Annotated in this window: 23 protein-coding genes; 13 read left to right on the top strand and 10 right to left on the bottom strand. The window is 77.4% G+C overall.

Annotated elements, in window-relative coordinates:
* Positions 1-3 precede the first annotated feature (3 nt).
* Positions 4-912 carry a helix-turn-helix transcriptional regulator gene (locus D7294_RS05325; RefSeq protein WP_120675984.1) on the bottom strand — a complete coding sequence of 303 codons (909 nt, stop codon included), beginning with the start codon at positions 910-912 and terminating at the stop codon, positions 4-6.
* A 25-nt stretch (positions 913-937) separates the two neighbouring features.
* Between D7294_RS05325 and yaaA the strand changes: the two genes are divergently transcribed.
* Entirely contained in the window at positions 938-1,717 is a 780-nt protein-coding gene (yaaA, locus tag D7294_RS05320) for a peroxide stress protein YaaA (protein WP_120675982.1), read from the top strand.
* Here yaaA and D7294_RS05315 read toward each other — a convergent pair.
* From D7294_RS05315 to D7294_RS05310, 3 genes are read right to left on the bottom strand one after another with little or no spacing between them, the layout of a single operon-like run.
* Positions 1,704-2,972: a bifunctional RNase H/acid phosphatase gene (locus tag D7294_RS05315; RefSeq protein WP_194117730.1), complete on the bottom strand. Its 1,269-nt coding sequence runs from the start codon at positions 2,970-2,972 to the stop codon at positions 1,704-1,706. The genes yaaA and D7294_RS05315 overlap by 14 nt on opposite strands.
* Complete coding sequence (locus D7294_RS32435) at positions 2,969-3,712, bottom strand: zinc ribbon domain-containing protein (protein WP_194117732.1); 744 nt, start codon at positions 3,710-3,712, stop codon at positions 2,969-2,971. Before D7294_RS32435 ends, D7294_RS05315 begins: the two co-directional genes overlap by 4 nt.
* 46 nt (positions 3,713-3,758) lie before the next feature.
* Positions 3,759-4,658, bottom strand: coding sequence for a Nif3-like dinuclear metal center hexameric protein (locus D7294_RS05310; protein WP_174248270.1), 900 nt, complete (start codon positions 4,656-4,658; stop codon positions 3,759-3,761).
* A 189-nt stretch (positions 4,659-4,847) separates the two neighbouring features.
* Here D7294_RS05310 and D7294_RS32430 point away from each other — a divergent pair, with 189 nt between their 5' ends.
* The 3 genes from D7294_RS32430 (at position 4,848) to D7294_RS05295 (ending at position 8,807) form a co-directional block, all read left to right on the top strand.
* A complete protein-coding gene (locus D7294_RS32430) occupies positions 4,848-6,902 on the top strand; it encodes a hypothetical protein (protein ID WP_194117729.1) in 2,055 nt (684 codons plus the stop codon).
* 294 nt (positions 6,903-7,196) lie between these two features.
* A complete protein-coding gene (locus D7294_RS05300) occupies positions 7,197-7,862 on the top strand; it encodes a class I SAM-dependent methyltransferase (protein WP_241562144.1) in 666 nt (221 codons plus the stop codon).
* A gap of 165 nt (positions 7,863-8,027) precedes the next feature.
* Positions 8,028-8,807, top strand: a complete 780-nt coding sequence (locus tag D7294_RS05295; protein ID WP_120675977.1) for a DUF5336 domain-containing protein — start codon at positions 8,028-8,030, stop codon at positions 8,805-8,807.
* 163 nt (positions 8,808-8,970) lie between these two features.
* Here D7294_RS05295 and D7294_RS05290 read toward each other — a convergent pair whose 3' ends face one another.
* The 3 genes from D7294_RS05290 to D7294_RS05280 form a co-directional block, all read right to left on the bottom strand.
* Positions 8,971-10,041, bottom strand: a complete 1,071-nt coding sequence (locus tag D7294_RS05290; RefSeq protein WP_174248269.1) for a prenyltransferase/squalene oxidase repeat-containing protein — start codon at positions 10,039-10,041, stop codon at positions 8,971-8,973.
* Positions 10,038-10,760 carry a class I SAM-dependent methyltransferase gene (locus D7294_RS05285; protein ID WP_120675975.1) on the bottom strand — a complete coding sequence of 241 codons (723 nt, stop codon included), beginning with the start codon at positions 10,758-10,760 and terminating at the stop codon, positions 10,038-10,040. The genes D7294_RS05290 and D7294_RS05285 overlap by 4 nt, the downstream gene beginning before the upstream one ends.
* Positions 10,761-10,892: 132 nt before the next feature.
* Entirely contained in the window at positions 10,893-12,182 is a 1,290-nt protein-coding gene (locus tag D7294_RS05280; protein WP_120675973.1) for a glycosyltransferase family 4 protein, read from the bottom strand.
* A 492-nt stretch (positions 12,183-12,674) separates the two neighbouring features.
* Here D7294_RS05280 and D7294_RS05275 point away from each other — a divergent pair, with 492 nt between their 5' ends.
* The 6 genes from D7294_RS05275 to D7294_RS05250 all read left to right on the top strand — a co-directional run bounded on the left by D7294_RS05275 (position 12,675) and on the right by D7294_RS05250 (position 19,776).
* Positions 12,675-13,310, top strand: a complete 636-nt coding sequence (locus D7294_RS05275; protein ID WP_120675970.1) for a TetR family transcriptional regulator — start codon at positions 12,675-12,677, stop codon at positions 13,308-13,310.
* 256 nt (positions 13,311-13,566) lie between these two features.
* On the top strand, positions 13,567-15,147 hold the full coding sequence (locus D7294_RS05270) for a prenyltransferase/squalene oxidase repeat-containing protein (protein WP_120675968.1): 1,581 nt from the start codon (positions 13,567-13,569) through the stop codon (positions 15,145-15,147).
* Positions 15,148-15,912, top strand: a complete 765-nt coding sequence (locus D7294_RS05265; RefSeq protein WP_120675966.1) for an SCO2322 family protein — start codon at positions 15,148-15,150, stop codon at positions 15,910-15,912.
* 17 nt (positions 15,913-15,929) lie between these two features.
* Positions 15,930-17,192: an energy-coupling factor transporter transmembrane component T gene (locus D7294_RS05260; RefSeq protein WP_120675964.1), complete on the top strand. Its 1,263-nt coding sequence runs from the start codon at positions 15,930-15,932 to the stop codon at positions 17,190-17,192.
* Positions 17,189-18,820, top strand: coding sequence for an ABC transporter ATP-binding protein (locus tag D7294_RS05255; protein WP_120675962.1), 1,632 nt, complete (start codon positions 17,189-17,191; stop codon positions 18,818-18,820). Before D7294_RS05260 ends, D7294_RS05255 begins: the two co-directional genes overlap by 4 nt.
* A 137-nt stretch (positions 18,821-18,957) precedes the next feature.
* Entirely contained in the window at positions 18,958-19,776 is an 819-nt protein-coding gene (locus D7294_RS05250; RefSeq protein WP_120676256.1) for an ECF transporter S component, read from the top strand.
* 67 nt (positions 19,777-19,843) lie between these two features.
* Here D7294_RS05250 and D7294_RS05245 read toward each other — a convergent pair whose 3' ends face one another.
* Positions 19,844-20,722 carry a peptidoglycan-binding domain-containing protein gene (locus tag D7294_RS05245; protein WP_147450775.1) on the bottom strand — a complete coding sequence of 293 codons (879 nt, stop codon included), beginning with the start codon at positions 20,720-20,722 and terminating at the stop codon, positions 19,844-19,846.
* Positions 20,723-20,850: 128 nt separating this feature from the next.
* On the opposite strand from D7294_RS05245, the gene D7294_RS05240 reads away from it, so the two are divergent.
* Positions 20,851-22,980 (top strand): MDR family MFS transporter, encoded by a 2,130-nt coding sequence (locus tag D7294_RS05240; RefSeq protein WP_422070656.1) that lies wholly within the window; start codon positions 20,851-20,853, stop codon positions 22,978-22,980.
* Between the two features lie 235 nt (positions 22,981-23,215).
* Positions 23,216-23,875 (top strand): HAD-IA family hydrolase, encoded by a 660-nt coding sequence (locus D7294_RS05235; RefSeq protein ID WP_120675955.1) that lies wholly within the window; start codon positions 23,216-23,218, stop codon positions 23,873-23,875.
* A 62-nt stretch (positions 23,876-23,937) separates the two neighbouring features.
* On the opposite strand, the gene D7294_RS05230 is transcribed toward D7294_RS05235, so the two are convergent.
* Positions 23,938-24,453 (bottom strand): GNAT family N-acetyltransferase, encoded by a 516-nt coding sequence (locus tag D7294_RS05230; RefSeq protein ID WP_206619463.1) that lies wholly within the window; start codon positions 24,451-24,453, stop codon positions 23,938-23,940.
* A 143-nt stretch (positions 24,454-24,596) separates the two neighbouring features.
* On the opposite strand from D7294_RS05230, the gene D7294_RS05225 reads away from it, so the two are divergent.
* The gene (locus tag D7294_RS05225) at positions 24,597-25,385 is read left to right on the top strand and encodes an alpha/beta fold hydrolase (protein ID WP_120675954.1); all 789 of its coding nucleotides are present in this window, start codon (positions 24,597-24,599) and stop codon (positions 25,383-25,385) included.
* A 39-nt stretch (positions 25,386-25,424) separates the two neighbouring features.
* Here D7294_RS05225 and D7294_RS05220 read toward each other — a convergent pair whose 3' ends face one another.
* Positions 25,425-26,225 (bottom strand): SDR family NAD(P)-dependent oxidoreductase, encoded by an 801-nt coding sequence (locus tag D7294_RS05220; RefSeq protein ID WP_120675952.1) that lies wholly within the window; start codon positions 26,223-26,225, stop codon positions 25,425-25,427.
* Between the last annotated feature and the right edge of the window lie 56 nt (positions 26,226-26,281).

The raw sequence follows: 26,281 nt of genomic DNA, 5'->3' as shown, positions 1-26,281 counted from the left end.
CGGTCAGTCTCGGCCGGGGCGCGTCCTGGGGTCTTGAACGCTGTTGCGGTACGCGCCCGGTGTGACGCCGAGCACCCGCCGGAACCAGCGGGTGAGGTGCGCCTGGTCGGCGAAGCCGACGCGGGCGGCGGCCTCCGCCGGCCGGTGGCCCGCGTCGAGCAGCGCGCGGGCCCTGGCGACGCGGTGCTGGGCGAGCCAGGCGTAGGGCGGCATGCCGACGGCCTCGCGGAAGGCCCGCACCACCTGGTAGCGGGACAGGCCCAGGCCGGTGGCGATCTCGGCGAGGGTGGGGGGCGTGGCCGGCGCGGCGGCGAGCCGGTCCATGACCGCGCGGGCCGTGCCGGTGCCGCACGGCAGCCCGGTGCGGGGCCTGGCGCTGCCGGGGCCGGCGTGCCGAAGGGCGAGGGCGCCGAGCAGCGTGGGGAGTTCCGACTCGGCGCGCAGCGGGTCGGCGCCCGGGGCCGCGGCGGCGCGGTGGGCGCGCAGCAGGGCCGCGGCCAGCTCCGGGTCGTGGATGACCGGGTCGCGGAAGTAGGGGCGCCCGCAGACCTGTTCTGCCAGCAGTTCCGGCCACGGGTAGAAGACGCGGTAGCCGAAGCCCTCCTCGGCCGCGGGCTCCCCGGTGTGCGGCTCGCCCGGCTCCAGGACGACGATGTCGCCGGGGCCCGACACGTGGGAGGCCCCGCGGTAGCGGATGGACTCCAGGCCGTGGGTGGTCACCCCGACGGCGAACTCCTCGTGCGTGTGCGGGGCGTAGCGCAGCCGGTCGAAGCGGGCGGTCATCAGGTCGAGCGGGCAGGCGGCGGGGTCGAGCGCGATTCGCGTCCACTCGGCGCGCTCGGTGCCGCGGGCCCGGCGGGCGGGGGCGGGCCCGGGCACCGCGCCCTGGGGGTGAGGCCGGTCTGTGGTCATGGGGCCAGTCTCGTACCCTGGGGCGATGCTCGTTCTGCTGCCGCCTTCCGAGGGGAAGACCGCGGGGACCAGGGGTGCCCCGGTGGACCTGGGCAGGCTGTCGCTGCCCGCGCTGCGCCCGGCCCGCGAGGCCGTCCTCGCCGAACTCGTCGAGCTGTGCGCCGCCGACGCCGAGAAGGCGCGCGGCGTGCTCGGGCTCAGCGCGGGCCAGGCCGGGGAGGTGGCGCGGAACGCGGCGCTTGAGTCGGCGCCCGCCAGGCCGGCGGGCGAGTTGTACACCGGCGTGCTGTACGACGCGCTCGGCCTCGGCTCGCTCGACCCGGCCGCCAGGCGGCGGGCCGCACGGTCCCTGCTGATCTTCTCGGGGCTGTGGGGGGCGGTGCGGATCACCGACCGGATTCCCGCCTACCGCCTGTCGGGCGGCGTGAAGCTGCCTGGCCTGGGGCCGCTGGCGGCGTTCTGGCGCGGGCCGCTGTCCGGGGCGCTGGCCGAGGCGGCGGGCACGGGGCCCGTGCTCGACCTGCGGTCGGCGGCGTACGCGGCGATGGGGAAGCCGGCGGGCGAGGCGGCGCGGCGGACGGTGGCCGTGCGGGTGCTGCACGCGACGGTGGTGGACGGGGTGGAACGCCGCTCGGTGGTCAGCCACTTCAACAAGGCGACGAAGGGCCGCCTGCTGCGGGACCTGCTGACGGCAGGCCCGTTGCCGCGCACGGCGGCCGCGCTCCCCGGCGCCCTGCGCGCGCTCGGCTACACCGTGGAGACCCCGGCGCCCACCCGGCTCGACGTGGTCGTCAGGGAGTTGTGAACGTGCCGGGTCCTGCCGCGTCCCGCAGGTGGGCGGTGTCGTTGAAGCGGCGGACCGTGGCGTTGCCGTCGGGGTAGTAGGCGACCTCGCTCAGGGCGGCGGCGGACAGCTCCATCCGGAACATCGCGGAGAAGGGGGCGCCGAGGGCCAGCGTCAGCAGCGACTTCACGGGCGTGACGTGGGTGACGAGGAGGACGGTGCGGCCGGCGAAGCGGGCGATCGTCTTGTCGCGGGCCACGGCGACCCGGCGGGCGACCTCGGCGAAGCTCTCGCCGCCCCCGGTGGGCCTGGCCTCCGCCGAGGCGAGCCAGGCGGCGAGGTCCGCGGGGTGGCGCCGCTGGATCTCGGCGAAGGTCAGGCCCTCCCAGGCACCGAAGTCGGTCTCGCGCAGGTCCTCCTCGTGGCGGACGTCGAGTCCCAGGGCGGAGGCCACGGCCTGCGCGGTCTGGCGGCAGCGCAGCAGCGGGGAGCTGACGACCGCCTCGATGCGCCCGGGGGCCGCCGCGAGGGCGCGGGCGGCGGCCTCGGCCTGCCGCCTGCCCGCCGCGGAAAGCTCCGGGTCGGCGCCGCCGCTGCCGGAGAACCGCTTGGCCGGGGTGAGGCCGGTCTCCCCGTGCCGCAGCAGCAGGAAGGTGGTGGCCGGCCCGGCGGGCCTGGACCAGCCGGTGGCCGGGGGCTCGTCGTGCCCCGACTCGGGCCGCGGCCCGCCGGCGGCCTCGGGGCGCGCGGCGGCCGCGGCCCCGCGGGCGGGCGGGGCGGGTTCCGCGGCCTGGGTCTTGGCCTGTCCGGCGCGGGACAGCAGCCGCGCCGGGCCGTCGCCAGGCGACCAGCTCTCCCCGCGCCGCCCGGCGTCCATCGCCTCGTTGGCGAGCCGGTCGGCGTGCTTGTTGCGCTCGCGCGGCACCCATTCGTAGGTCACGGCCCCCGGCGGGAAGACGGCGGCGGCCTCCTCGGCGAGCGGGCGCATCGCCGGGTGCTTGATCTTCCAGCGCCCCGACATCTGCTCGACGACCAGCTTGGAGTCCATCCTGACCCGCACCGTCGCCTCGGGGTCGAGGGCGTGGGCCGCGCGCAGGCCGGCGATCAGCCCGCGGTACTCGGCCACGTTGTTGGTCGCCGTGCCGAGGTACTCGGCGGTCTCGGCCAGGACCTGCCCGTCGGCCGCGTCGCGGACCACCGCCCCGTACCCGGCGGGTCCCGGGTTGCCTCGCGAGCCGCCGTCGGCCTCGACCAGCAGCCGCCGCCCGCCGCTCACAACCCGGACTCGGGCGTGCGGACGAGGATGCGGCGGCAGTTCTCGCAGCGGACCACCGCGTCGGGCGCCGCGGCCCGCACCTCGTTCAGCTCGGTGATGTTGAGCTCCAGGCGGCAGCCCTCGCAACGGCGCTGGGAGAGCCGGGCCGCGCCGATGCCGCCCTGCTGCTCGCGGAGCTTGTCGTACAGCTTCAGCAGGTCGGCGGGGACGCTGGCCGCGACTTCGGCGCGCTCCGCGCGGACGGCGGTGGCCTCGGCGTCGATCTCCTGGGTGGCGGCGTCGCGGCGGCGGGCGGCCTCGGCGGTCTGCTCCTGCAACTCGGCGACGCGCGCGGCCAGTTCCTTGGCGCGGGCCTGGGCTGCCTCCTGCCGCTCCATGATGTCGAGGACGACGGTCTCCAGGTCGTCCTGCCGCTTGGCCAGGGAGGCGAGTTCGCTCTGCAGGCTCTCCAGGTCCTTGGGGCTGGTGACCAGGCCGGAGTCGAGGCGCTGCCGGTCGCGGGCGGCGCGCTGGCGCACCTGGTCGACGTCCTGCTCGGCCTTGGCCTGTTCCCTGGCGGTGTCGCTCTCCTCGGTCTGGGCGGCCACCAGCAGGTCGCGCTGCTGGGCGAGTTCGCCCTCAAGCGTGCGGATCTCGGCGTGCTCCGGCAGGTTCTCGCGCCGGTGGCTGAGCTGGGTCAGCCGGACGTCCAGGGCCTGGAGGTCCAGCAGACGGATCTGGTCGGCGGGCGCGGCGTTCAGTTGGGGGCTCCTCGACTGGGCGGGACGTGGGATTCCGCGGATGTGCTCATTGTGCGGCCTGGCCGGGCCGTGCGGCCACGCCGGTGGGCGGGCGCTGGAGGGTCCAGGGGTCGGTGACCCGGCGGGAGACGTGGGTGCGCAGGGCCCAGCCGTGGCGTTCGGCGAGCTCGTCGAGCTGCGCGGCGGCCTGCTGGCACCAGGGCCACTCGGTGGCCCAGTGCGCGGCGTCGAGCAGCGCGAGCCCGGCCACGGGGCTCGCCGCGCGGGGGCCCGGGGTGTGCCGGGCGTGCTCGCGGGCCTCGGAGGCGGGGTGGTGGCGCAGGTCGGCGGTCAGGTAGGCGTCCACGCCCGCCGCCCTGACCCGCTCGAAGAGGCTGTCGCCCGCGCCGCCGCAGACGGCGACGGTGCGCACGGGCTGCTCCGGGTCGCCCGCGGCCCGCACGCCCTGGGCGGCGGCGGGCAGCCTGGCCGCGGCGAGTTCGGCGAACTCGGCCAGGGTGAGGGGCGCGTCAAGCGCGCAGATCCGGCCCAGGCCCCGCCGCCCGGCGGGGTCGCCGGCGTCGGGCACCAGGGGGCCCGTCACCCGCAGGCCGAGGGCACCGGCCAGGGCGTCGGAGACGCCGGGGTCGGCCCGGTCGGCGTTGGTGTGGGCGACGTAGAGGGCGACGCCGCCGCGGATCAGGGTGTGCACCACGCGGCCCTTGAAGGTGTCGGCCGCCACCGAGGTGGTGCCGCGCAGGTAGAGCGGGTGGTGGGTGACCAGCAGCTGCGCGCCGAGCGCGACCGCCTCGTCCGCGATCTCCTGGACCGGGTCGACGGCGAACAGCACGCGGTCGACCTCCGCGGCGGGATCGCCGCAGACCGGCCCCACCGCGTCCCAGTCCTCGGCCCGTTCGCGAGGCCATAGGGTGTCGAGCGTGGTGATCACGTCGGAGAGAGTGGGCACGGGCCCCAGGCTACCCGTCCGGGCAGTCCTCGGCCGCGCCGCCGGCGAACGGCCGGGCGCGCACGCACAGCGAGGCGACGCCGGAGGGCGGAACCGGACACCGATCACCCTTATGTGTGAAACCGCTCAAGCCGCCGTTGGTCGGCAGGAGGCGCGAAACCTAGCGTCCTCGTCGGAGGTGCGTGAGACATGACGAGCCCAACGCCCGAAGGCCAGGTGCCAGGCGGGGCCTTGGCGCCGCCGCGGCCGCTGACGATCGCGGCAGACGGGTCGTACGCGGCCAGGCTGGTCGCGGCGGACGGCGCCGAGGGCTGGTGCCCCGAGCGCTGGACGCTGGACGGCCCCGAGCCGTACGCGGTCCGGCTGCCGGGCGGCCAGCCGGAGGAGCCGGACAGCCAGGTGGTGCCGCTGGCCGACGGGCGGGTGCTGATCGGCCGCCGCGCGGACGGCGGCCATCATTTCTCGCTGCTGTACCCCTCGGGGCCGGAGACGGGTGAACTCCCCCTCGGCGCCGTGGAGTCGGACCGGGTGACGCTGCTGCCCCCGGCGCCCGACGGGGCCCGGGTCTACGCGCTTGCCGCGCGGGAGGACGCCACGGCGCTGTGGCTGGTGTGCGGGGGCGCGTTCGGTCCCGAGCTGGTGACGGTGCTGGCCGGGCAGTGCGCGGGCGGCGCCTGGCTGGACCGGCCCGGCAGGCTGCTCGCCCTGGACCGCACGGACGCGGCGGGCCGCACCCGCACCGTCACCGTCGACGTGGAGCACGGCGGGGAGCCCGCGGAGCTGCTGCGGATCGCGGAGGAGAGCAACGACCGGCTGCTGCTGGCCGATCCGGACAGCGGGTTGCTGCTGGTGTGCTCGGACGCGCCCGGGTCCGACCGGATCGGCTGGGGGGTGCTCGGCAGTCACCGGCCGGTGCGCTTCCCCGAGGCGCTGCGTCCCGAGGGGGTGCTGGTGACGCCGTTCGCGGTGCAGCCGGGGCAGGCGCTGCTGCCCGAGGCGTGCGCGGTGGCGCTGCGGATGACCACGGCCGAGGCCGACTGGGTCGCGGTGTGGCGGCCGCAGGAACGGGAGTTGCGGCACCTGGCCGCGCCCCCGGGCTGGCTGCCCGGCACCGGCCGGTGGACCGCGGACGGCGATCTGCTGCTGCCCTTCGCCACCCCGCAGGTGCCCTGCGGGATCTCCCGGAACCCGGTGCCGGCGGCGGACCCGGGACGGCTGCCGGAGCCGCGGGCGCCGCGGCCCCAGACCGGCCGGGCGGAGTCGGCGCCGGGCGCCCCCGGCTCGGCGCCGGGGCAGGCCCCGGGCCACGCCGTCCTCCCGCCGCCCGGCGAGGTGGCACCGTCTTCGCCCAGCGAGGCGGCACCGCTCGGCGAGGTGGCACCGCTCGGCGAGGTGGCACCGCCGCCCCTCTCCTCGCCGGCCGGGCCAAGGCGGGCGACGCCCGGGTTCGTGCCGGCCGACGCCGGGGAGCCCTCTTCCGCGCCGCCCTCCCCCGAGCCGCCGCCTTCCCCCGAGTCGCTCGCCCCCGGCGGTCCGGTGGCCCCCCAAGGGGCGTTCCCCGTGGCGGAAGCGGCGCCCGCCGGGGAACCGCTTCCCTCCCCGGGCCAGCTGCCCCCTCAGGACGCGCCGGCCTCCACGGACCCGGCCAGCCCCGCGGACCCGGCCGTCCCCGCGGACCCGCCCGTGCCCGCGGACTCGGCCATCCCCACGGACTCGGCCATCCCCGGGGCGTACCCCGCCCAGGGCCCGGATCCCGCGCCGGACGCCGTGCCCGCCGCGGAGTCCTTCGCCGCCACGGGACCCGTTCCCGCCGCGGAGCCCGGCGCCACCACGGGACCCGTTCCCGCCGCGGAGCCCGGCGCCTCTCGGGAGCCGGTTCCCTCCCCCGAGCCGTACGCCGACCAGGACCCCGCCGCGGCGCCGCCCGCGCCCGCCCCGCCGGAGCCGGGGATGCCGGAGCCGGGCCTGCCGGAGCCCGGGGTGCCCCCCGGCCCGGGCCAGGCCGGGCCCGCCGTGCCCGCCGGGCCCGCCGGCTCCCCCGCTCCCGAGCCCGCGGTGGCCCGGCAGCACCCGGAGCCGCCGCCGGGCCCCGAGGCGGGCACCGGCGGGCAGGAACGTTCCGCGGCCTCCGGCGGGCAGGAACGTTCCGCGGGCGCCGCGGGCGGGGCACCGCCGCGGCCGGAGGAGCGGGCGGTGGCCAAGCCGGTGCCGCTCCAGCAGGCGCCGCTGGCCCGCACCGCCTGAGCCGCCCGCGCCGCCCGCGGGCCGCCGCCGGGCCCGCGGGCGGCGCGCACACGAAAACGCCACCCCATCTCCCCATCTCCCTGGATCTCCCTGGATCTCCCCGGATCTCCCCCCGAGATCGCCCGGGCCCCGGCGGCCCGGCCGGGGGGACGCGGGGCCCCGGCTGTGGGGCGCCGGGGACGGTAGGGCAGCATGTGCGCAGACACCGGTACCACAGGGGGACGAGTGACCGGACCCGACGCCCGGGACGTTTTCACCCGGGTCTTCGCCGCCTTCGAGGCGGCAAAGGGCTTCATGCCGCCCGACGAGGGCCGCGCGCTGCACGAGGCGGCCGTCGAGGCGGCGGCGCGGCTGCGACTGCCGCTGCTGGAGATCGGCAGCTACTGCGGCAGGTCCACGCTCCTGCTGGCCGAGGCCGCCCGCCGGGCCGGCACGGTCGTGGTGACCGTGGACCACCACCGCGGGAGCGAGGAGCAGCAGCCGGGGCAGGAGTACCACGACCGCGAGCTGGTGGACCACGCCCTTGACGGCGTGGTCCCGGTGACCGGCCCGGACGCCGCGGCGGGCCCGGCGGCCCCCGGGGCGGGCGGGCGCCTGGACACCCTCCCCTTCTTTCGTCGTACGGTGTTCACAGCCGGGCTCGAAGAACATGTGATCGCCGTGGTGGGGAGATCCCCGCAGGCCGCGGCGGCGCTCGGCGGGGGCGGCGGCGGACGGTTCGGACTCGTCTTCGTCGACGGGGGCCACACCGACGCCCACGCCACGGCCGACTACGAGAGCTGGGTGCCGCAACTCGCCCTGGGCGGGCTGCTGGTGATCCACGACGTGTTCGAGGACCCGGCCGAGGGCGGCCAGGCTCCGTACCGGATCTGGCGACGGGCGCTCGACAGCGGCGCCTTCGCCGAGGGCGGCGGCTGCCGGTCGCTGCGCGTGCTGAGACGGACCGGCCGGGGGCTCTGACCTGCCCCGGCCCGGGGGACGTGGCGAAGGTCACGGCGGCATCACAAGAGTGTCGCCTGAGAAACAGTCCTTCCCACCCCGGAGAACCGGGCCGACCTTCATACGTACGATGGGGCCCGCCCCGTCCGACAGACCAGAACCGACAAGACCGACGAAGGATCTGACGTGAACAACCGCTCGCTCTCGCGAGGCGACGCAGTAGTGATCGGAGCAGCGGTCCTGCTCTTCATCGCCTCGTTCCTGGATGCCTACACCGTCGACTACAGCTCGATGGGAGGCGGCAAGGAAGGGATCAACGCCTGGAAGTCGGACATCTTCCCGGTGCTGCCCTCCGTCTTCCTGGCCGGCGTGCTGGGCGCGGCGGCGATCGCCCTCTCGCGTTTCACCGCGCAGGGACGGGAGTTCGGCGGCCTCCGGCTGGACCAGTGGGGCATCGGCCTCTCCGTCACCTCCGCGTGGGCGGCGCTGTGGTCGCTCGGCGGCGGCGGTGGCGCCGACGTCGGCATCGGCCTGATCCTCGGCTTCCTGGCCACCCTGGTGCTGGCCGGCGCGGCCGTGGCCACGCCGCTGGTTCCGGCGCTGAAGACCCCGCTGTCCGCGGGCGGCGGCAACAAGCCCCCGGCCTTCAACCAGGCCGCCTACGGCGCGCAGCCCGGCTACGGCTACCCGAGCGCGCCGACCGCGGGCGGGCAGCAGGGCTACGCCCCGACGCAGGCGGCCCCCGCGGCGACCGCGGGCGCCGACCCGAACTTCCAGCCCTTCTGGTTCGCGGTGCCCGCGGCCAGGCCGCTGTACGGCGAGGACGGCTCGCCGACCCCGGTGGCGGAGCTGGCTCCGGGCACCTGGTACCTGGCGGTCGAGCAGCGCGGCCAGGCCCTGGTGGCGCAGACCCAGGACGGGCGGCGCGGCGTGCTCCAGGACACCTCGGGCATCCAGCGCGGCTGAGCCCGCGCCCGGGCGCGGCAGGCGCCCGCCCCCCGCACGGAGCGGCGGTGGCCATCGGCCACCGCCGTTCCCGTTTTCGAGGCACCCGCGGCCCGCTCGCACCTGGCCCGCCGCCCGCGGGCGCGGGCCCGCGGCCCGCCGCCCCGCCGGGCGCGGCGGCGGCTCAGCCGCAGCAGTCGGTCTCCAGGCCCCTGGGCAGCGAGTCCCCGCCGAAGACGGCCCGGGTCGGCCCGTCGCCGGTGAGGGCGGCCACCGCGAGCAGCACCGAGCCCGCCGTCCAACTCGTCAGCTCCACGGGCCAGAACGCCTCGTCGGCCGTCACATAGCCGGTCCAGTACAGCCCGTTGTCCGCGCGCAGGTGGCCGATCCAGCGCAGCACCTCCACCGCCCGCGGGGCCTGGCCCACCGCCCAGAGGGCGAGGGCGAGTTCGGCGCTCTCGCCGCCGGTGACCCAGGGCCTGGGCAGCACGCAGCGCACCCCGAGGCCGGGCACCACGAACTCGTCCCAGCGGGCGGCGAGCCGCTCCCGCGCCTCCTGGCCGCGCAGCGCGCCCCCCAGCACCGGGTAGTACCAGTCCATCGAGTACGCCGACTTGTCGAGAAAGCGCTCGGGGTGGTGGCGTATCGCGTGGCCGAGGCGCCCGGCGGCCAGCTCCCAGTCGGGCTGCGGGTTCCTGGCCAGTTCGGCGAGGGCGAGCGCGCAGCGCAGCGCCTGGTAGATCGAGGAGCAGCCGGTGAGCAGCGCGTCGGGCACCGGGGTTCCGTCGGCCTCGCGGCGCCAGCCGATCTCGCCGCCCTCCTGCTGGAGGCCGAGGACGAACTCCACGGCGGCGAAGACGGCGGGCCACATCCGCTGCCGGAAGGTCTCGTCCCCGGTGGCCAGGTAGTGGTGGAGCACGCCGACGGCCACGTAGGCGCAGAAGTTGGTCTCCTTGCCCGGGTCGGTGGGGCGTTCGGCGTCCCCGTCGGCGTAGGCGGCGTACCAGGAGCCGTCGGGGTTCTGGTGGCGGGCGAGCCACTCGTAGGCCGCGGCGGCCCGCTCGTGCTCGCCCGCGCTGTCGAGGGCCATCGCGGCCTCGACGTGGTCCCAGGGGTCGAGGTGGTGGCCGCGGAACCAGGGGATGGCCCCGTCCTCGCGCTGCAGCGCCAGGATGCCCGCGGTGGTGGCGGCGGCCTCGGCGGCGGTGAGCACGCCGGGGAGGGCGAGCTTCTCGGTGCGCTCCTGACTGGTCACGCCGGCCCCCTGGGCTTGGTGGCGTAGGCCACGAAGCTCTTGCCGAGCAGCGGGTTGAGGGCGCGTTCCGCGGCGCGGGTGGCCAGCGGGCGCTTCTCGATGTCCCAGACCAGCATCCGGTGGTAGGCGCGCACGGGCAGGGCGCGCTCGTTGTCCACGCCGAGGGCGCACTTCAGCCACCAGTAGGGCGAGTGGAGGGCGTGGGCGTGGTGGGTGCCGTAGGGCCGCAGGCCCGCCTCGCGGAGCCGGGCGAGGAGCTGCGTGGCGCGGTAGATGCGGATGTGCCCGCCCTCGACCTCGTGGTAGGCGTCGGACAGCGCCCAGCAGACGCGTTCCGGGCCGTAGCGGGGGACGGTGACGGCGATCCGGCCGCCGGGGCGCAGCACGCGGACGGCCTCGGCGAGCAGGCCCTTGTCGTCGGGGACGTGCTCCATGATCTCGGAGACGATGAGGGCGTCGAAGCTGGCGTCGGGGAAGGGCAGGGCCAGGGCGTCGCCCTGGAGGGCGAGGGCGGCGGCGCCGCGCGGGGCCTCGCCCGCCTCCCGCATCGCGGCCAGCCAGCCGGCGACCTGGCGCACCTCGGCGCCGTCGCGGTCGAGGGCGACGACCTGGGCGCCGCGCCGGTAGCACTCGAAGGCGTGCCGCCCGGCGCCGCAGCCGAGATCGAGCACGCGGTCGCCCGCGGCGAGCGGAAACCGGGAGAAGTCGACGGTCAGCAAGCCGGCCCCCCAACGGCCCCCGGTCGGGGGCGGGGCCGCGCTGTCGGGCGCGCTAGCACACGATCACTCCTTCGAACGCAGGGAAACGCGGGGCACGAACACGGCGGAAATCAGGAGGGGCTGGGCCGTCGGTCAGGGGACTCCCCCGGCGCCCGCCGCGGCCTCGGCGAGCGCGGCGCGGTAGTGCCTCACGGTGGCCCGCGCGGCCTCGCGCCAGGTGAAGCGGCGCAGCACCCGGTCCCGTCCGGCCGCGGCGATCCGGCCGCGCAGCGCCTCGTCGCCGAGCAGCCTGCCGAGGGCGGCGGCCAGCGCGCCCGCGTCCCCCGGCGGCACGGCCAGGCAGGAGACGCCGTCGGGCCCGGCCACCTCCGGGATGGCGCCGCCCGTGGTGGCCACCAGGGCCGTCCCGGCCGCCATGGCCTCGGCGGCCGGCAGGCAGAAGCCCTCGTACAGGGAGGGCACGCAGGCGATCTGGGCGCCGCGCACCAGGTCGGCGAGTTCGCCGTCGCTGATGCCCTTGACGAACTCGACCGCGCCGCCGAGGCCGAAGCGGTCGAGCGCCTCGGCCACCGGGCCGCGCTTCGGCCGGTTGCCGACCACCACCAGGTGGGCGGCGGGGTGCTCGGTGCGCAGCTTGGCGAGCGCCTCGACGAGGTGGACCAGGCCCTTGAGCGGGGCGTCGGCGCTGGAGGTGGTGATGATCCGCCCGGGGACCTCGGGCACCGCGGGGTCGGGGTGGAAGACGCGGGTGTCGGCGCCGATCGGCACCACGTGCACCCGGCCTGGCGGGACCCGGAAGTCCTCGACGATCTCGCGGCGCGAGGAGCCGGAGACGGTCAGCACCCGCGGCAGGCGGCGGGCGACGCGGCCCTGCATCCGCGTGAAGCCGTACCAGCGGCGCAGGGCGAGGCGGCGGCCCCGGCTCGGCGCGGCGGCCAGGTCGAGGCGGCGGTCGACGGTGATGGGGTGGTGGATCGTGGTGACGAGCGGCAGCCCGAGCCGCCCGGCGCCCAGCAGGCCGTAGCCGAGCGTCTGGTTGTCGTGCACCACGTCGAACTCGCGGCGCCTTGCGGCCAGCAGGCGGCGGGCGCGGAGCGAGAAGGTCAGCGGCTCGGGGAAGCCGCCGGTCCACATCGTGGCCACTTCCAGGGCGTCGATCCAGTCCCTGAACTCCTCGCGGCGCGGGGTGCGGAAGGGGTCGGGCTGGCGGTAGAGGTCGAGGCTGGGCAGCCGGGTGAGGGTGACGCCCTCGTCCAGGACCGGGTACGGCTGGGCGCCGATCACCTCGACGCGGTGGCCGAGCGCGGCCAGCTCCCGCGAGAGGTGGCGCACGTAGACGCCCTGGCCGCCGCAGAAGGGGTTCCCCTTGTAGGTGAGCAGTGCGATGCGGAGGGGGCGGTCCTCGCCTGACTGCGTGGTCACGCCCCGGCACTCCTGGAGGTCTCGGCCAAGTTCCCGTTCGCGACGCTACTCGCGGGTATCAAGATAGCCTCCCCGAACTCGCCCCGATCCAGCCGGTACTGGTGATTCGCGCCACGCACGCCGAGCGCCGCCCCCACTGTACGTGGGCAAGGATGCCCCGGTCCCGGCCGCCGGTCCCCCGCCCGCCGCGGGCCGTTCCCTCCCGCGCCTGCCCCACCTCGTTCCGCGCCTCCTCCCCGCGCCTCCTCCCCCGCCTCCTGCTGCCGCTTCGGCTGCTCCTGCCGCGTTCGCCCGGCCGCGCTGCGGATGTCTCCCGCCCCTCCCCTGCCGCGCGCCGCCGAAGGCTGTTGCGCGCCGCCGAAGCCTCGCCGGGTACGGTCAGGTACTGCCCACGCCCCGGCCCGCGCACGCGTGGGGAGCGGCCGGGAGGGGCCCGGGAGACGTCCCAGGACCCCGTCGGTACCGCCCCGCGCAGCGCCCGGTGAGGACCCCATGAGCACACAGCGCCAGCCGGCGGCCCGGGCCCGCACCGAGCGGCAGCGGGCCAGGCGCCGCCGCATCCTGGACAGCACCACGCGGCTGGCCGCGGCCGGCGGCTTCGACGCGGTGCAGATGCGGGAGGTGGCCGAGTCCGCGCAGGTCGCGCTCGGCACCCTCTACCGCTACTTCCCCTCCAAGATCCACCTGCTCGTCGCCGTGCTGCACGACCAGCTGGAACTTCTGCACGCCACGCTGCGCGAGCGCCCGCTGCCGGAGCGCGACCCGGCGGCTCGGGTCGCGCACACCCTCAGGCGCGCCTTTCGCGCACACCAGCGCGAGCCGCGCCTGACCGCGGCGATGATGCGGGCCCTGCTGTTCGCCGACGGCTCGGCGCGGGAGGAGGTGACCGCGGTCTCCCGGCTGACCTCGGCCCTGCTGCTGGACGCCGCCGGGCTCGAACCTCCCTGGAGCGAGGAGGAGTTGAGCGCGGTGCGGGTCATCCAGCACACCTGGCAGTCGACGCTGGTCTTCTGGCTGGCGGGAACGGTGTCCCTGGAGAACGCGCACGCCGACGTGGAGACGGCCTGCCGGCTGCTGGCCGGGGGCCGCCGCCCGCCCGCCCGGCCGCAGGAAGAGCCGATAGAGTGACCCGCGCAGTCACCTCCGCGTGTGGGGAAAGCCGGTGCGAATCCGGCGCTGACCCGCAACCGTGATCGGGTGCCGCGGCCGCGGCCGCACCCCGAGAGCCGGAATGCCCGCCCGCGGAACGCACTGGCTTTCGGCCACCGGCGCCCCGGTGGCCGGCACCGTCGAGGAATACGGCGCTGAGCCCGGTGCCCCGCAGCGTGTTGCCGCGCCGTGGTGGTCAGCCGTGCCGGCGGACCAGCACAGCGAAAGGCTTTCGATGTCCCCTCTCCCGCGCCGGTCCGGCCGGCCGCTTCCCCCGCTCCCAGGGCGCCCGAGGCCCGGCCGGACCCGTTCCGGCAGGACGGCCCCCGGCAGTCGCGCCGCGCTGGGCGCGCTGGCGGGCGGCCTGGCCCTGCTCACCGGGTCCTTCGCGGCCCCCGCGGCCCAGGCCGCCGCCCCCGCCCAGTCGCCGGCCGGTGCCCGGGCCGCTGAGGCGTCCCCAGGCCCGGCCGCCTCGGAGCTGCCCGAGGGGCTGTTCGGCCGGGGCGACCCGCAGTTCGACGGGGTCTTCCGGCAGTCGATCGCCCTGCTGGCCCAGCACGCGGCCGGGTTCACGCCCGCACCCGAGGCGGTGGACTGGCTGCTCGCCCAGCAGTGCGCGGACGGCTCCTTCCTCTCCTACCGCGCCGACACCGCCCAGCCCTGCGCCGACGTCACGGCCGCCGACTCGAACGCCACGGCGATGGCGGTGCAGGCGCTCGTGGCGCTCGGCGGGCACGAGGACGCGGCCGGGGAGGCGCTCACCTGGCTGGCCGGGGTGCAGAACGAGGACGGCGGCTGGAGCTACAACCCGGGCGGCGCCTCGGACGCCAACTCGACCGCGGTCGTCGTCGGCGCCTTCGTCTCGGCCGGCCGCGACCCGGCCGAGGTGCTGCGCGAGGAGCACTCGCCCTACGACGCGCTGGCCTCCTTCCAGCTCGGCTGCGACGCGGCCGACGGGGACCGCGGGGCGTTCGCCTGGCAGCCGGACGAGGAGTCGGGCGCGCTGTTCGCGAACGACGCGGCGACGGTGGACGCGATCCTCGCCTCCTACGGCAGCGGCCTGCTCGTCGACCCGGACGCCGCCCCCTCCGCGGTGCCGCCGACCGGCCTCGACTGCGGGACGGGAGGGGACGGCCAGGCCACGAACGGCACCGGGGACGCCTCCTCGGACGCGCCGGGCGACTCCGGCGCGGGCACCGGCGAGGAGACGGAGGACGCCGGGGGCTCCGGGGACGCAGGGGTCGCCGGCGCCTCGGGGGCCGAGGACCAGGCCGGCGGCGAGGAGCAGGTGCCGGCCCACGTCACCTCGGCGGCCGCCGGGGCGGCGCAGCTGGCGGACCGGCTTGCGGAGGGCGGCGGGCACCTGGTCAGCGCGCTCCCGGGCGCCGGGGAGGGCACGGCGGGCGGCGAGCCGGCGGAGCAGCCCGACTTCAACAGCACCGCCAAGGCGGTCATCGCGCTGGCCGCGGGCGGCAACGAGGAAGCCTGGCAGGGCCCGTTGCAGTGGCTGATCGAGAACCACGCCTCCTGGGCCGACTACGCCGCCAACCCGTCCGCCGTCGGCGTGCTGGTCCTGGCCGCGCACGCCACCGGCGTCTCCCCGGGCGACTTCGGCGGCACCGACCTCCTCGCGCAGCTGAACGCGCTCGGCCCGGCCCCCGACGGCGGCGCCGCGAACGGGGACGCGGCCGGCGGGGACGGCGAGGGGGACGGCGAGGGACTCGCGATCCTGCTGTGGGTGGTGGGCGTCGGCCTGGTGGTCGGCATCGGCATCGGCGGCCTGCTGAGCACCCGCCGCAAGCGGAAGGCGAGCTGAGTGCGGCGGCGGACGGCGCGCCGGGGCCGGGCCGTGGCGCCGCTGTGCCTGGCGGCCCTGCTGGCCGGCGCGCCGGCCGCCCTCGGCGCGGCCCCGGCGGGCGCCGCGGAGACGGCGTACCGCTACTGGTCGTTCTGGACCTGGGACGAGGCGGCGGGAAGCTGGGAGTACGCGAGCCTGGGCCCCGGCTCGCTGCGGCCCGGGGACGGCGACCTGCTCGGCTTCAGGTTCGGCATCAGCGCCGAGTCGGCGGGCACCGAGCCGCCGCGCGGCTCCGCCTCCTTCGGGGAGATCTGCGGGGCCTCCGACGGCGGCGAACGGGTCGCCTTCGTCCTCGACTTCGGCACCGCCGCGGACGCGCCCGCGGGCGAGACGCCGCCGCGGGAGCGCACCGCCTGCGCCCCGCTCGACGGGGGCGCGAGCGCGGCGGAGGCGCTGGCCGAGGTCGCCGCGCCGCTGCGGTACGACGCGGGCGCGCTGCTGTGCGCGATCGCCGGCTACCCGGCCGAGGGCTGCGGCGACCCGGTCTCCGCCGGGGAGGGCGCCACGGACGCAGCGGGAGGGGCGGGAGAGGCCGGGGAGTCCGGGGAGGCCGCCCCGGAGGCGGGCGGCAGGAACCCGGAAGCCGACGAAGCCCACGAAGCCGACGAAGCCGAGGAAGACGGCGGGGGCGGCGGGAGCCTGGCCGGGATCGCCGGCGGGCTCGCCGCGGTGCTGCTGCTCGCCGCCGCGGCCCTGGTGCGGGCCCGGCGGCGGCGCCGCTGACGCGGGGAACGTGCGCCATGCCGATACGCCTTCCCCGCCCGCGCGTGCCGCGCGACCGCCCGCCCCGCCCCGGCGCGGCGGCGCGGCTGCGCGCCCCGGTGGCGACGCGGAGCAACGCCCTGCACGCCGGGGCCTGGTGGCTGTGGGCCCTGGGCCTTGCCACCGCCGCCTCCCGCACCTCCAACCCGCTGCTGCTCGGCCTGGTGATCGCGGTGGCGGGCTATGTGGTGGCGGCGCGCCGCACGAACGCGCCCTGGGCGCGGGCGTTCGGCTACTACCTGGCGCTCGGCGCGTTCGTGGTGGCGCTCCGGGTGGTGTTCGCGCTGGCGCTCGGCTCGCCGATCGGCGGCACCCGGGTGCTGGTGACCCTGCCCGAGGTGCCGCTGCCCGACTGGGCCGCGGGCGTCAGGCTCGGCGGCCGGGTCACCGCCGAGTCCCTGGTCTTCGCCGGGTACGACGGGCTGCGGCTCGCCACCCTGCTGATCTGCCTGGGCGCGGCCAACGCCCTGGCCAACCCGGCCCGGCTGCTGAAGTCGCTGCCGGGCGCGCTGTACGAGGTGGGCGTGGCGGTCGTGGTGGCCATGTCCTTCGCGCCCCAGCTGGTCGCGGACCTGGTGCGGATGCGCGCCGCGCGCCGCCTGCGCGGCCGCTCGGTGCGCGGGGCGCGCGCGCTGCTGCAGGTGGCGCGCCCGGTGCTGGAGGGCGCGCTGGAGCGTTCGGTGGCGCTGGCCGCCGCGATGGACGCCCGCGGGTACGGGCGGACGGCGGCGGTGCCGCCCGCCGTGCGGCGGCTGACGGCCGCGCTGACGCTCGGCGGCCTGCTCGGGGTCTGCGTGGGGGCGTACGGGCTGCTCGCAGCCGCGGGCGCGGGCTTCGGCCTGCCGCTGCTCGCGGCGGGGCTGGCGGCCGCCCTCGCCGGGCTGTGGCTCGGCGGGCGCCGCAGCCCGCGCACCCGGTACCGGCCCGATCCCTGGGGGCCGCGGGCCTGGCTGGTCTCGGGCGCGGGCGCGGCGGTGGCCGTCGCGGTCGGCTGGGCGAACGGCGCGGCGCCCGAGGCCCTGCACCCGCCCGCCGTCCCGCTGTCCGCCCCCGCCTTCCCGCTGTGGCCGGCCGCGGCGGTGCTGCTCGGGCTGCTGCCCGCGGTGGTGGCGCCCGTTCCGGCGGACGCGCCCGGGGCGCGCACCCCCGGCGGACGCGCCGCCCGCACGGCCGCGCCCGCCCCCGAAAGCGCGCCCGCCCCCGAAGCCGCGGCCCAGGACTGCAAGGAGGCCCGCCCGTGATCCGTTTCTCCGGGGTGTCCGTCACCTATCCCGAGGCGGCCCTGCCCGCGCTCGCCGGGGCGGACTTCGAGGTGCCCGAGGGCGAACTGTGGCTGGTGGTCGGGCCTTCGGGGGTGGGCAAGTCCACGCTGCTCGGCGCCGTCTGCGGGCTCGTGCCCCACTTCAGCGGCGGCACGCTGCGCGGCCGGGTCACCGTCGCGGGCCGCGACACCCGCACCCACCGGCCGCGCGAGATGGCGGACGTGGTGGGGACCGTGGGCCAGGACCCGTTGGGCCACTTCGTCACCGACACCGTCGAGGACGAACTCGCCTACGGGATGGAGTCCCTCGGCCTGCCCCGGGACACCATGCGGCGGCGGGTGGAGGAGACGCTTGACCTGCTGGGGCTGCACGAGCTGCGCGACCGGCCGCTCGCCACCCTCTCCGGCGGGCAGCAGCAGCGGGTGGCGCTCGGCTCGGTGCTCACCCTGCACCCCAGGGTGCTGGTGCTCGACGAGCCGACCTCGGCGCTGGACCCGGGGGCCGCGGAGGAGGTGCTCGCGGTGCTCCAGCGGCTGGTGCACGACCTGGGCACGACGGTGCTGCTGGCCGAGCACCGGCTGGAGCGCGTGGTGCAGTACGCGGACCGGGTGCTGCTGCTGCCCGCGCCGGGCGCGCCGCCCGTGGTGGGCGACCCGGCCGAGGTGCTCTCCCGCTCCCCGGTCCGGCCCCCGGTGGCGGAGCTGGGCGCACTCGCCGGCTGGCGGCCGTTGCCGCTGTCCGTCCGGGAGGCCAGGCGGCGGGCGGGCGCGCTGCGCGAGCGCCTCGCCGGGCGGCGGCCGGCTCCCCCGCCGGGCCCGGCGCCAGGGGCGGCGCCGCTCGCCCTGGCCAGGCGGCTGACGGTGCGCCGGGGCGGGAGCGAGGTGCTGCGCGGCGTGGAGCTGCGGGTGGGCCCGGGCGAGACGGTGGCGCTGATGGGCCGCAACGGCGCGGGCAAGTCGACGCTGCTGCGGGCCCTGGCCGGGGCGCATCGGCCCACGGCCGGGAGCGTGGAGCTCGCCGGGGGCGTGGTGCCACACCGCACGCCCCCCGCGCGCCTGGTGCGGCACGTGGGCCTGGTGCCGCAGGACCCCAGGGACCTGCTGTTCGCCGAGACGGTGGCGGCCGAGTGCGCGGCGGCCGACGCGGACGCGGCGGCGGCCGGCGTCCCGGTGGCCCCCGGCGGCTGCCTGGCGCTGGTGGCCCGGCTGCTGCCCGAGGTGCCGCCGGGGGCGCACCCGCGGGACCTGTCCGAGGGGCAGCGGCTGGCGCTCGCGCTGGCCGTGGTGCTGACCTCGGCCCCGCCGCTGCTGCTGCTCGACGAGCCGACCCGCGGCCTGGACTACGCGGCCAAGGCGCGGCTGGTCGGGGTGCTGCGGGAGCTGGCGGGGCGCGGGCACGGCGTGCTGCTCGCCACCCACGACGTGGAGCTCGCGGCCGAGGCGGCAGGACGGGTGGTGGTGCTCGCCGAGGGCGAGGTGGTCGCCGACGGGCCGACGGCCGAGGTGGTGGTCGCCTCCCCCGCGTTCGCGCCGCAGGTGGCCAAGGTGCTCGGCGCGGGTCCCTGGCTGACGGTGCCGCAGGTGGCGGCCGCCCTGGAGGAGGCGTGAGCGGGCGCGGGGCCGCCCAGGGGCCCGCCGGGGAGGCCGGGGAGAGCCGGAGCCCCGGCGGGGCCGAGGGCACCGACGGCGGGTACCGCGCCGACGGCGGATACGGCGCGGGGGCGGCCCGCGGGGACGGCGGCCGGGTGTCCGCGGTGCGGCTCGGCCCGCGGTCGGCGCTCGCGCTGCTGCTCGTCTCGGCCGTGGGCGTGGCGGGTTTCGGCTGGCCGCTGCTCGCCGACTCCCGCTCGGGCCTTGCGCATTCGGCCGACGCGCCCTGGCTGTTCGCGCTGCTGCTGCCGCTGCTGCTCGCGGTGGTGGCGGCCACGATCGCGGACGCGGGCCTCGACGCGAAGGCGGTGGCGATGCTGGGGGTGCTGGCCGCGGCGGGGGCGGCGCTGCGGCCGCTGGGCGCGGGCACGGCCGGCCTGGAGCCGATGTTCTTCCTGATGGTGCTCGCCGGCCGGGTGCTCGGCCCGGGCTTCGGCTTCGTGCTCGGCTCGGTCTCGATGTTCGCCTCGGCCCTGCTGACCGGCGGCGTCGGCCCGTGGCTGCCGTTCCAGATGCTGGGCCTGGGCTGGGTGTCGATGGGCGCCGGGCTGCTGCCGGGGGCGCGCCGGCTGCGCGGCCGGGGCGAACTCGCGCTGCTCGCGGGCTACGGGGCGGTGTCCGCGGTCGGCTACGGCCTGGTGCTCGACCTCCAGGGCTGGCCCTACCTCGCGGGCCTGAGCAGCGACGTGTCCTTCGTGCCCGGCGATCCGCTGCCGGAGAACCTGGGGCGTTTCCTCGCCTACGTGCTGACCACCTCGCTCGGCTTCGACCTGCCGCGGGCGCTGCTGAACGGCGGGCTGATCCTGCTGTGCGGCGGGGCGGTGCTGCGGGCGCTGCGGCGGGCCACCCGGCGGGCCGCCTTCGAGGCCGAGGCCCGCTTCGAGCCGGGCGAGGGCGGCCCCTGGCAGGCGTGAACTCCCGGGCGCGCGGGCGCGGAAGGGGCGTCCGCCCGCCCGGACGCGCGGGCGCGTCCGCCCGCGCTCACGGCGTGGTGGTGTGCTCCTCCAGGGCCTCGCGGGTGTGCTCCCCGTACACGCCCGGCGGGTCGCCCTCCACGCCGTAGGCGATCTGGAAGCGCTCGACGGCCGCCGTGGTCTCCTCGTCGTAGACGCCGGTGGCCTCCCCGGCGTAGACCCAGCCGAGTTGCAGCAGCCGTTCCTGGAGCTCCCGCACCTCGGGCCCCTCGTCGCCCGCACTGAGCTGCGGCGGTCCCTGCGGGGTGGTGGGCGTCTGTTCCGGCGGCGAGGAGCTGGGTGACTCCTCAGCCGGCGGCGGGGAACTGCTGCTCGTGCCCGCCGTGGGCGTGTCCTGCGCGGGGGGCCGCGTGGTCGCCCCGGTCTCCGGCTCCCGCGAGCCGGTGGCGGCCGGCGAGGTGGCGGCGGAGCCCGAGGGGGTGTGCGTGGGCCGCTCCTCGTGGGTGCGCCGCGTGCCGTCCGGGGGCGGCTGGGCCGGGTCGGTGGTGGCGCCGCCGTCCGGGGCGGCGAGGCTGGGACCGCCGCTGCCGTCGTCCACCGCGTCGCCCGAACGGCCCCCCTGCCCGAGCAGTGAGGCGGCCAGCGCCGTGCAGCTGACCACGGCGGCCACGGCGCCGCCCGCCGCGGCGGCGATGCGGGTGCGCTGGCGGGGCTTGCGGTGCGAGGGGTGGCGGCGGAACGTGGTGCAGCCGCCGGGCTCGATCGGCTCGGCCGCCAGATCGCCCTCCTCGGGCAGCGGGAAGAGCGCCACGTCGGCCGGGTCGGGCTCCCAGTGCGCCGGGTGCACCGGTCTGGACAGCGAATGGGTCAGGCAGTCGCAGCCGGGCTCTCCCGACGGCAGAGCGGGACGGCCGCATATCAGGCAGTCGGCGGGCTGGTCGGTCACTGCGCCTCCCCTCCCCCTCCCCTCGACTGGCAGCGATTATGCCCCACTCCGCTGAGTGACGTGGCCCCGTCACTGACAAAGGCCGGGGCCGCCCAGCTCGGTCGAGAAATACCCAGAAAACGGTCAAAATGTCGAGAAGTGATCCGATCGCGCAGGCACGAGCGAACGGCCCGGCCACCCCCAGGGAGGAGGCGCTCATGCCGGAGCGGCCCTCCCGGCCCGCGGAGCCCGCGCCCCAGCCGGGCTCCTACCCGCCCGGCGCCCTGTGGCTCTCGCTCGGCGCCCTGCTGCTCGGCCTGTTCCTCGCCGCCCTCGACCAGACCATCGTGGCCACCGCGCTGCCGACCATCGTCAGCGAACTCGGCGGGGTCAACCACCTCTCCTGGGTCGTCACCGCCTACCTGCTCGCCTCCACGGCCGGCACCCCGCTGTGGGGCAAGCTCGGCGACCAGTTCGGCAGGAAGAAGCTCTTCCAGATCGCCATCGTGATCTTCCTCGCCGGCTCGGCGCTGTGCGGGCAGGCGCAGAACATCGGGGAGCTGATCGGCTTCAGGTTCGCCCAGGGCCTCGGCGGCGGCGGGCTGATCGTGCTGTCGATGGCGATCGTCGGCGACCTGGTGCCGCCGCGCGAACGCGGCAGGTACCAGGGCCTGTTCGGCGCCGTCTTCGGCGCGACCAGCGTGCTGGGGCCGCTGCTCGGCGGCTTCTTCGTGGACACGCTCAACTGGCGCTGGGTCTTCTACATCAACCTCCCGATCGGCGCCGTCGCGCTGATCGTGATCGCCACCGTGCTGCACATCCCGGTGCGCGGGCAGCGCCACACCATCGACTACCTGGGCACCTTCCTCATCGCCTCGGTGGCCTCCTGCCTGGTCGTCGTCACCTCGCTCGGCGGCACCACCTGGCCCTGGGGCTCGTGGCGGGTGCCCGCGCTCGCCGGGCTCGGGCTGCTGTGCCTGGCCGCGTTCCTCGCCGTCGAGCGGCGCGCCGCGGAGCCGGTGCTGCCGCCCGCGCTGTTCCGGGTGCGGACCTTCACGCTGTGCTCGGCGATCGCCTTCGTCACCGGCTTCACCATGTTCGGCGTCTTCACCTACCTGCCGACCTTCCTCCAGGTCGTGCACGGCGTCTCGCCCACCCTCTCGGGCGTGCACCTGCTGCCGATGGTGCTCGGGCTGCTGCTCAGCTCCACCCTCTCCGGCCAGCTGATCAGCAGAACGGGCAGGTGGAAGGCGTTCCCCGTGCTCGGCACCGCCGTCGCCACCGGCGGCCTGGTGCTGCTGAGCCTGCTCGACGCGAACAGCGGCAACCTGCTGATGAGCTGCTACTTCCTGGTCTTCGGGCTGGGCATCGGGCTCGTGCTCCAGGTGATGGTGCTCGCGGTCCAGAACGCCGTCCGCTACGAGAACCTCGGCGTGGCCACCTCGGGCGTGACCTTCGCCCGCTCCATCGGCGCCTCCTTCGGCGTGGCCGTCTTCGGCACGATCTTCAGCAACCGCCTGGAGAGCCGGCTGACCGACGCGCTGCGCGGCGTGCCGCTGCCCGGTGGCGTCAGCGTCGACACGCTGCTGCACGACCCGCGGGGCGTCGGCGCGCTGCCCGCGGCGCTGCGCGGCCGGGTGCTCGGCGCGTACTCCGACTCCATCACCGAGGTCTTCCTGTGGGCGGCCCCGCTGATGCTGGTGGCGCACGGACTGACCTGGATGCTGCACGAGGACCGGCTGCGCGGCAGCGTGCGGGCCCCCGACGCGGGACAGACCGTGCCGCCCAACCCCGTGCAGCGGACCTCGCGGGACGAGTGCGTCCGGGCCCTGTCGCTGCTGGGCACCAGGGCCGGGCGGCGCGACATGTACCGCAGGATCGCGGCCTCGGCCGGGGTCGAGCTGCTGCCGGCCTCCTGCTGGCTGCTGTTGCGGATGCGGCAGACGGGCCAGGCCGAGCCCCTGGACCTGGCGCGGCGGCTTTCGGTGCCGCAGGAGAAGGTGCGCCAGGCCGCCGGCCAACTGGAGGGCCGCCGCCTCGCGTTGCGGGACGGGCCGCGCCTGGTGGCCACCGCGCGGGGCCGGGAGGTGGCGGCGCGGCTGGCCCACGCGAGGGAGCGGGAGCTGGCGGCGCTGCTGGGCGACTGGTGGGGGCCGCAGCGGCCGCGGGAGCTCTCCGAGGTGGTGGCGGAACTGAGCGCGGAACTCGGCGGCTCGAACGCCGACTGGCCGGGGGGCGCGCCCGGGGAGGGCCCCCGCGGCCACGCCGAACGCGGCTGAGCGGGCGCGCCCGCGGGGACGTCGGGCGCCGCGGACCGGCGGGTGGACGGCAGGGGACGGCGGGTGGACGGCGAGGAGAAGTCAGGGAGAAGAGGGCGAAGGGGGCTGGCGCAACCCGGAGCTCATTTTGTACCGTGTCCAAACAAAGTGGTTCCGCCCGCTTCCCCGACCAGAACGGGCGGGGCCACTGTCCCCTCCTCCGCCGCCGGTTCCCCGCCCCAGGAGCGCCCCCGCCATGCCTCGCACCGAACTGACCGCCCGCGCCCTGCTGCTCGACATGGACGGCACGCTGGTCGACTCCGAGGCGGTGGTCAGGCGGGTGTGGCGCCGCTGGGCCGACCGCCTGGGCGTGGACGTGAACCGGGTCTACGCGATCATGCACGGCCGGCAGGCGTACGCGACGATGGCCGAGCTGCTGCCCGGCCGGCCCATGGAGCTCAACCGGGCCGACGGCCGCCGCCTGCTCGCCGAGGAGACCGCGGACATGGCGGGCATCGTGCCCATCCCCGGCGCCCCGGCGTTCCTCGCCGCGATCGAGCGGTTCCCGCACGCCCTGGTCACCTCGGCCGACCTGGCCCTGGCCGAGGCCAGGATGGCGGCGGCCGGCCTGCCGATGCCGCGGGTGCGGATCACGGCGGAGTCGGTCAGCGCGAGCAAGCCCGACCCCGAGGGCTTCCTCAAGGGCGCGGCCGAACTGGGCGTCGACCCGGCGGACTGCGTCGTCTTCGAGGACTCGGCCGCCGGCATCGCCGCGGGCCACGCGGCGGGCATGCGGGTGGTCGGCATCGGCGCCCGCGCCGCCGCCTCCTCCCCCGCCCTCCACGTGGCCACCCTCGAATCCCTGGAGGTCACCGCCGGGCCCGACGGCACCCTCCGCCTCCGCGCCGCCTCCTGACCGGCCGCAACGCCCCCTGACCGTCGGCGCCGCCTCCTGACCGGCCGCGGCGCCGCCCCGGCTCAGCCCGCCACGGGCGGCGGGCTCAGCGGGAGGTGCGCCTGCAGGGCCGGGAAGTGGGGCGGGGCGAAGCCGAGCCCGGTGTAGAGGGAGCGGCCGTGCGCGGTGGCGTTGAGGTTGAGCACCGGCGCCGGCGTCTCCGCCTCGAACCAGCCGAGCAGCGCCTTGAGGCAGGCCCGCGCGTACCCCCGCCGCCGGCAGCGCGGGTCGGTGCTCACGTTCGATATGTAGCCGTAGAGACCGCTGGGGTTGGCCGGGCCCGGGGCGTGGTGGTCCAGGGAGCCCACCGCGGCGCTGACCAGGCCGAGCGCAGGTTCCGCCACGACGAACGCGGCGAACTCCTCCGTGTCGCCGAGCCGCCGCGTGAACCAGTCGAGCGCGGCGGCCCGCCACGGGGCGTCCTCGGGGCCGACGGGCGTGCCCATGGCCTCCAGCATCAGGACGCGCAGGCGCACCAGCGCCCGCGCGTCCCCGGGACCGGCGCGGCGGACGGCGGGCGGTGCGGCGAAGTCGTTCACCGGGGCATTCTCGCCGATCGGCGCCCCCGGCCCCCCCCGGGGCCCCGCCCCTCCCGGCACGGTGCGCCCGGCACGCCCCCGGCGCCCGGACCGCGCCCGCGGCGGCGTTCCGGGCGCGCGGCGGGCTCGTCTAGGCTCGCGGCATGCCGTACGCCACCGCGCCCGACGGAACCCGCATCGCCTACCAGGTCCAGGGCGCGGGCTTCCCGCTCGTGCTGCTGGCCGGGCAGGCCAACAACCACCACTGGTGGGACCCGGTCCGCGCGGACTTCGACGCGGCCCGCCGCACGATATCGCTCGACTACCGCGGCACCGGCGACAGCGGCAAGCCCGACCTGCCCTACACCACCCGCGGCTTCGCCGAGGACGTGATCGCCGTGCTCGACCACCTCGGCATCGCCGAGGCCGACGTCTACGGCACCTCGATGGGCGGCCGCATCGCCCAGTGGCTCGCGGCCCTGCGCCCCGGCCGCGTCCGCCGCCTCGTGCTCGGCTGCACCACCCCGGGCGGCCCGCACAGCGTGCCGCGGGACCGGGAGCTGCGGGCCGCGCTCGCCCGCGCCGACGAGGAGACCTTCCGGGCCCTGCTGCTCGACCTCATGTACACGCCCGGCTGGCTGGCGCGGCACCCGGGGCCCTACGCGACGCTCGGCGACCCGCTGATGCCCCCGCACGCCCGCCGCCACCACCTCATCGCCAGCCACCACCACGACGCCTGGGACGTCCTGCCCGGCATCAAGGCCCCCACCCTGGTCGTGCACGGCACGGACGACCGCTTCAACCCCACCGCGAACGCCGCGCTGCTGGCCGCACGCATCCCCGACGCCAGGGCGCTCCTGCTGCCCGGGGCCCGCCACGCCTACTTCGAGGAGTTCCGCGAGGAGGCGAGCGCGGCCGTCCTCGACTTCCTCGGCGCCCCGCCCCGCCCCTGAACCGCCTGCCCCCCGCGGCCCGGCCGGCCGGGCCGCGGGTCAGGACAGCATGCCGCCGTCCACCCGGAGCACCTCCCCGGTCACGTAGGAGGCCCGGTCGCTCAGCAGCCAGGCGGCGGCCTCCGCGATCTCCTCGGGGGCGGCGGCCCGGCGCAGCGGGGTCCGCTCGTTCAGCCGGTCGATCACCCCGGGGGAGCGCTCGTCCCACTCCCGCAGCATCTCGGTGAGCGTCGTGCCGGGCGCGATGGCGTTGACCCGGATGCCCTCGGGGCCGTAGGTGACGGCGGCGGAGGCGGTGAGGCTGTTGACCGCGCGCTTCATCGCCCCGTACGCGGGCAGCTCCGGGTTGCCCATCAGGCTCCCGACGCTTGAGGTGTTGACGAGGGCGCCGCGGCCCGCGGTGGCCCGGATGGCGGCCACCTCGGCGGCCATCGCCACCCACACGCCCTTGAGGTTGACGGCGTAGACCCGGTCGAAGTCCGCCTCCTCGACCAGGTCGAGCGGACCGGGCGGCACCCCCGTGGCGCCGTTGTTGAACGCGACGTCCAGCCGGCCGTACAGCTCCACGGCCCGCTCCACCGCCGCCCGCACCGCGTCCGGGTCCGCCAGGTCACAGGCCACGTGGGCGGCCCGGCCGCCCGCCTCCTCGATCTCCCGGGCCACCGCGGCCAGTTGCCCCTCCGTGCGGGCCGCGAGCAGCACCCGCGCCCCCTCCCGGGCGAACAGCCGCGCCGCGGCCGCCCCGATCCCGCGCCCGGCCCCGGTGACCAGGGCCACCTTTCCGGCGAGCAGGCCCGCGGGGGCCGGCCGGGATGCGCCTTCGAGCTGTGTGTTCTCCATGCCGCCGAGCCTGCGCGCACCCGCGCCGCCCAGCCAGGCACCGGCGGTACCTGGCC

This window comes from Streptomyces hoynatensis (assembly GCF_003626535.1).
In the GTDB taxonomy this organism is placed as follows: Bacteria; Actinomycetota; Actinomycetes; order Streptomycetales; family Streptomycetaceae; genus Streptomyces; species Streptomyces hoynatensis.
Note: the sequence above shows the minus strand (reverse complement) of the source record. Positions and strands in the feature narration are given on the sequence as shown.

Bases quoted from the DNA above. Each gene is read 5' to 3' on its own strand.
- D7294_RS05220 (WP_120675952.1), bottom strand. From the start codon at position 26,225: ATGGAGAACACACAGCTCGAAGGCGCATCCCGGCCGGCCCCCGCGGGC.
- D7294_RS05260 (WP_120675964.1), top strand. From the start codon at position 15,930: ATGCCGATACGCCTTCCCCGCCCGCGCGTGCCGCGCGACCGCCCGCCC.
- D7294_RS05240 (WP_422070656.1), top strand. From the start codon at position 20,851: ATGTCGAGAAGTGATCCGATCGCGCAGGCACGAGCGAACGGCCCGGCC.
- yaaA (WP_120675982.1), top strand. From the start codon at position 938: ATGCTCGTTCTGCTGCCGCCTTCCGAGGGGAAGACCGCGGGGACCAGG.
- D7294_RS05325 (WP_120675984.1), bottom strand. From the start codon at position 912: ATGACCACAGACCGGCCTCACCCCCAGGGCGCGGTGCCCGGGCCCGCC.
- D7294_RS05225 (WP_120675954.1), top strand. From the start codon at position 24,597: ATGCCGTACGCCACCGCGCCCGACGGAACCCGCATCGCCTACCAGGTC.
- D7294_RS05300 (WP_241562144.1), top strand. From the start codon at position 7,197: ATGCCGCCCGACGAGGGCCGCGCGCTGCACGAGGCGGCCGTCGAGGCG.
- D7294_RS05275 (WP_120675970.1), top strand. From the start codon at position 12,675: ATGAGCACACAGCGCCAGCCGGCGGCCCGGGCCCGCACCGAGCGGCAG.
- D7294_RS32430 (WP_194117729.1), top strand. From the start codon at position 4,848: ATGACGAGCCCAACGCCCGAAGGCCAGGTGCCAGGCGGGGCCTTGGCG.
- D7294_RS05235 (WP_120675955.1), top strand. From the start codon at position 23,216: ATGCCTCGCACCGAACTGACCGCCCGCGCCCTGCTGCTCGACATGGAC.
- D7294_RS05270 (WP_120675968.1), top strand. From the start codon at position 13,567: ATGTCCCCTCTCCCGCGCCGGTCCGGCCGGCCGCTTCCCCCGCTCCCA.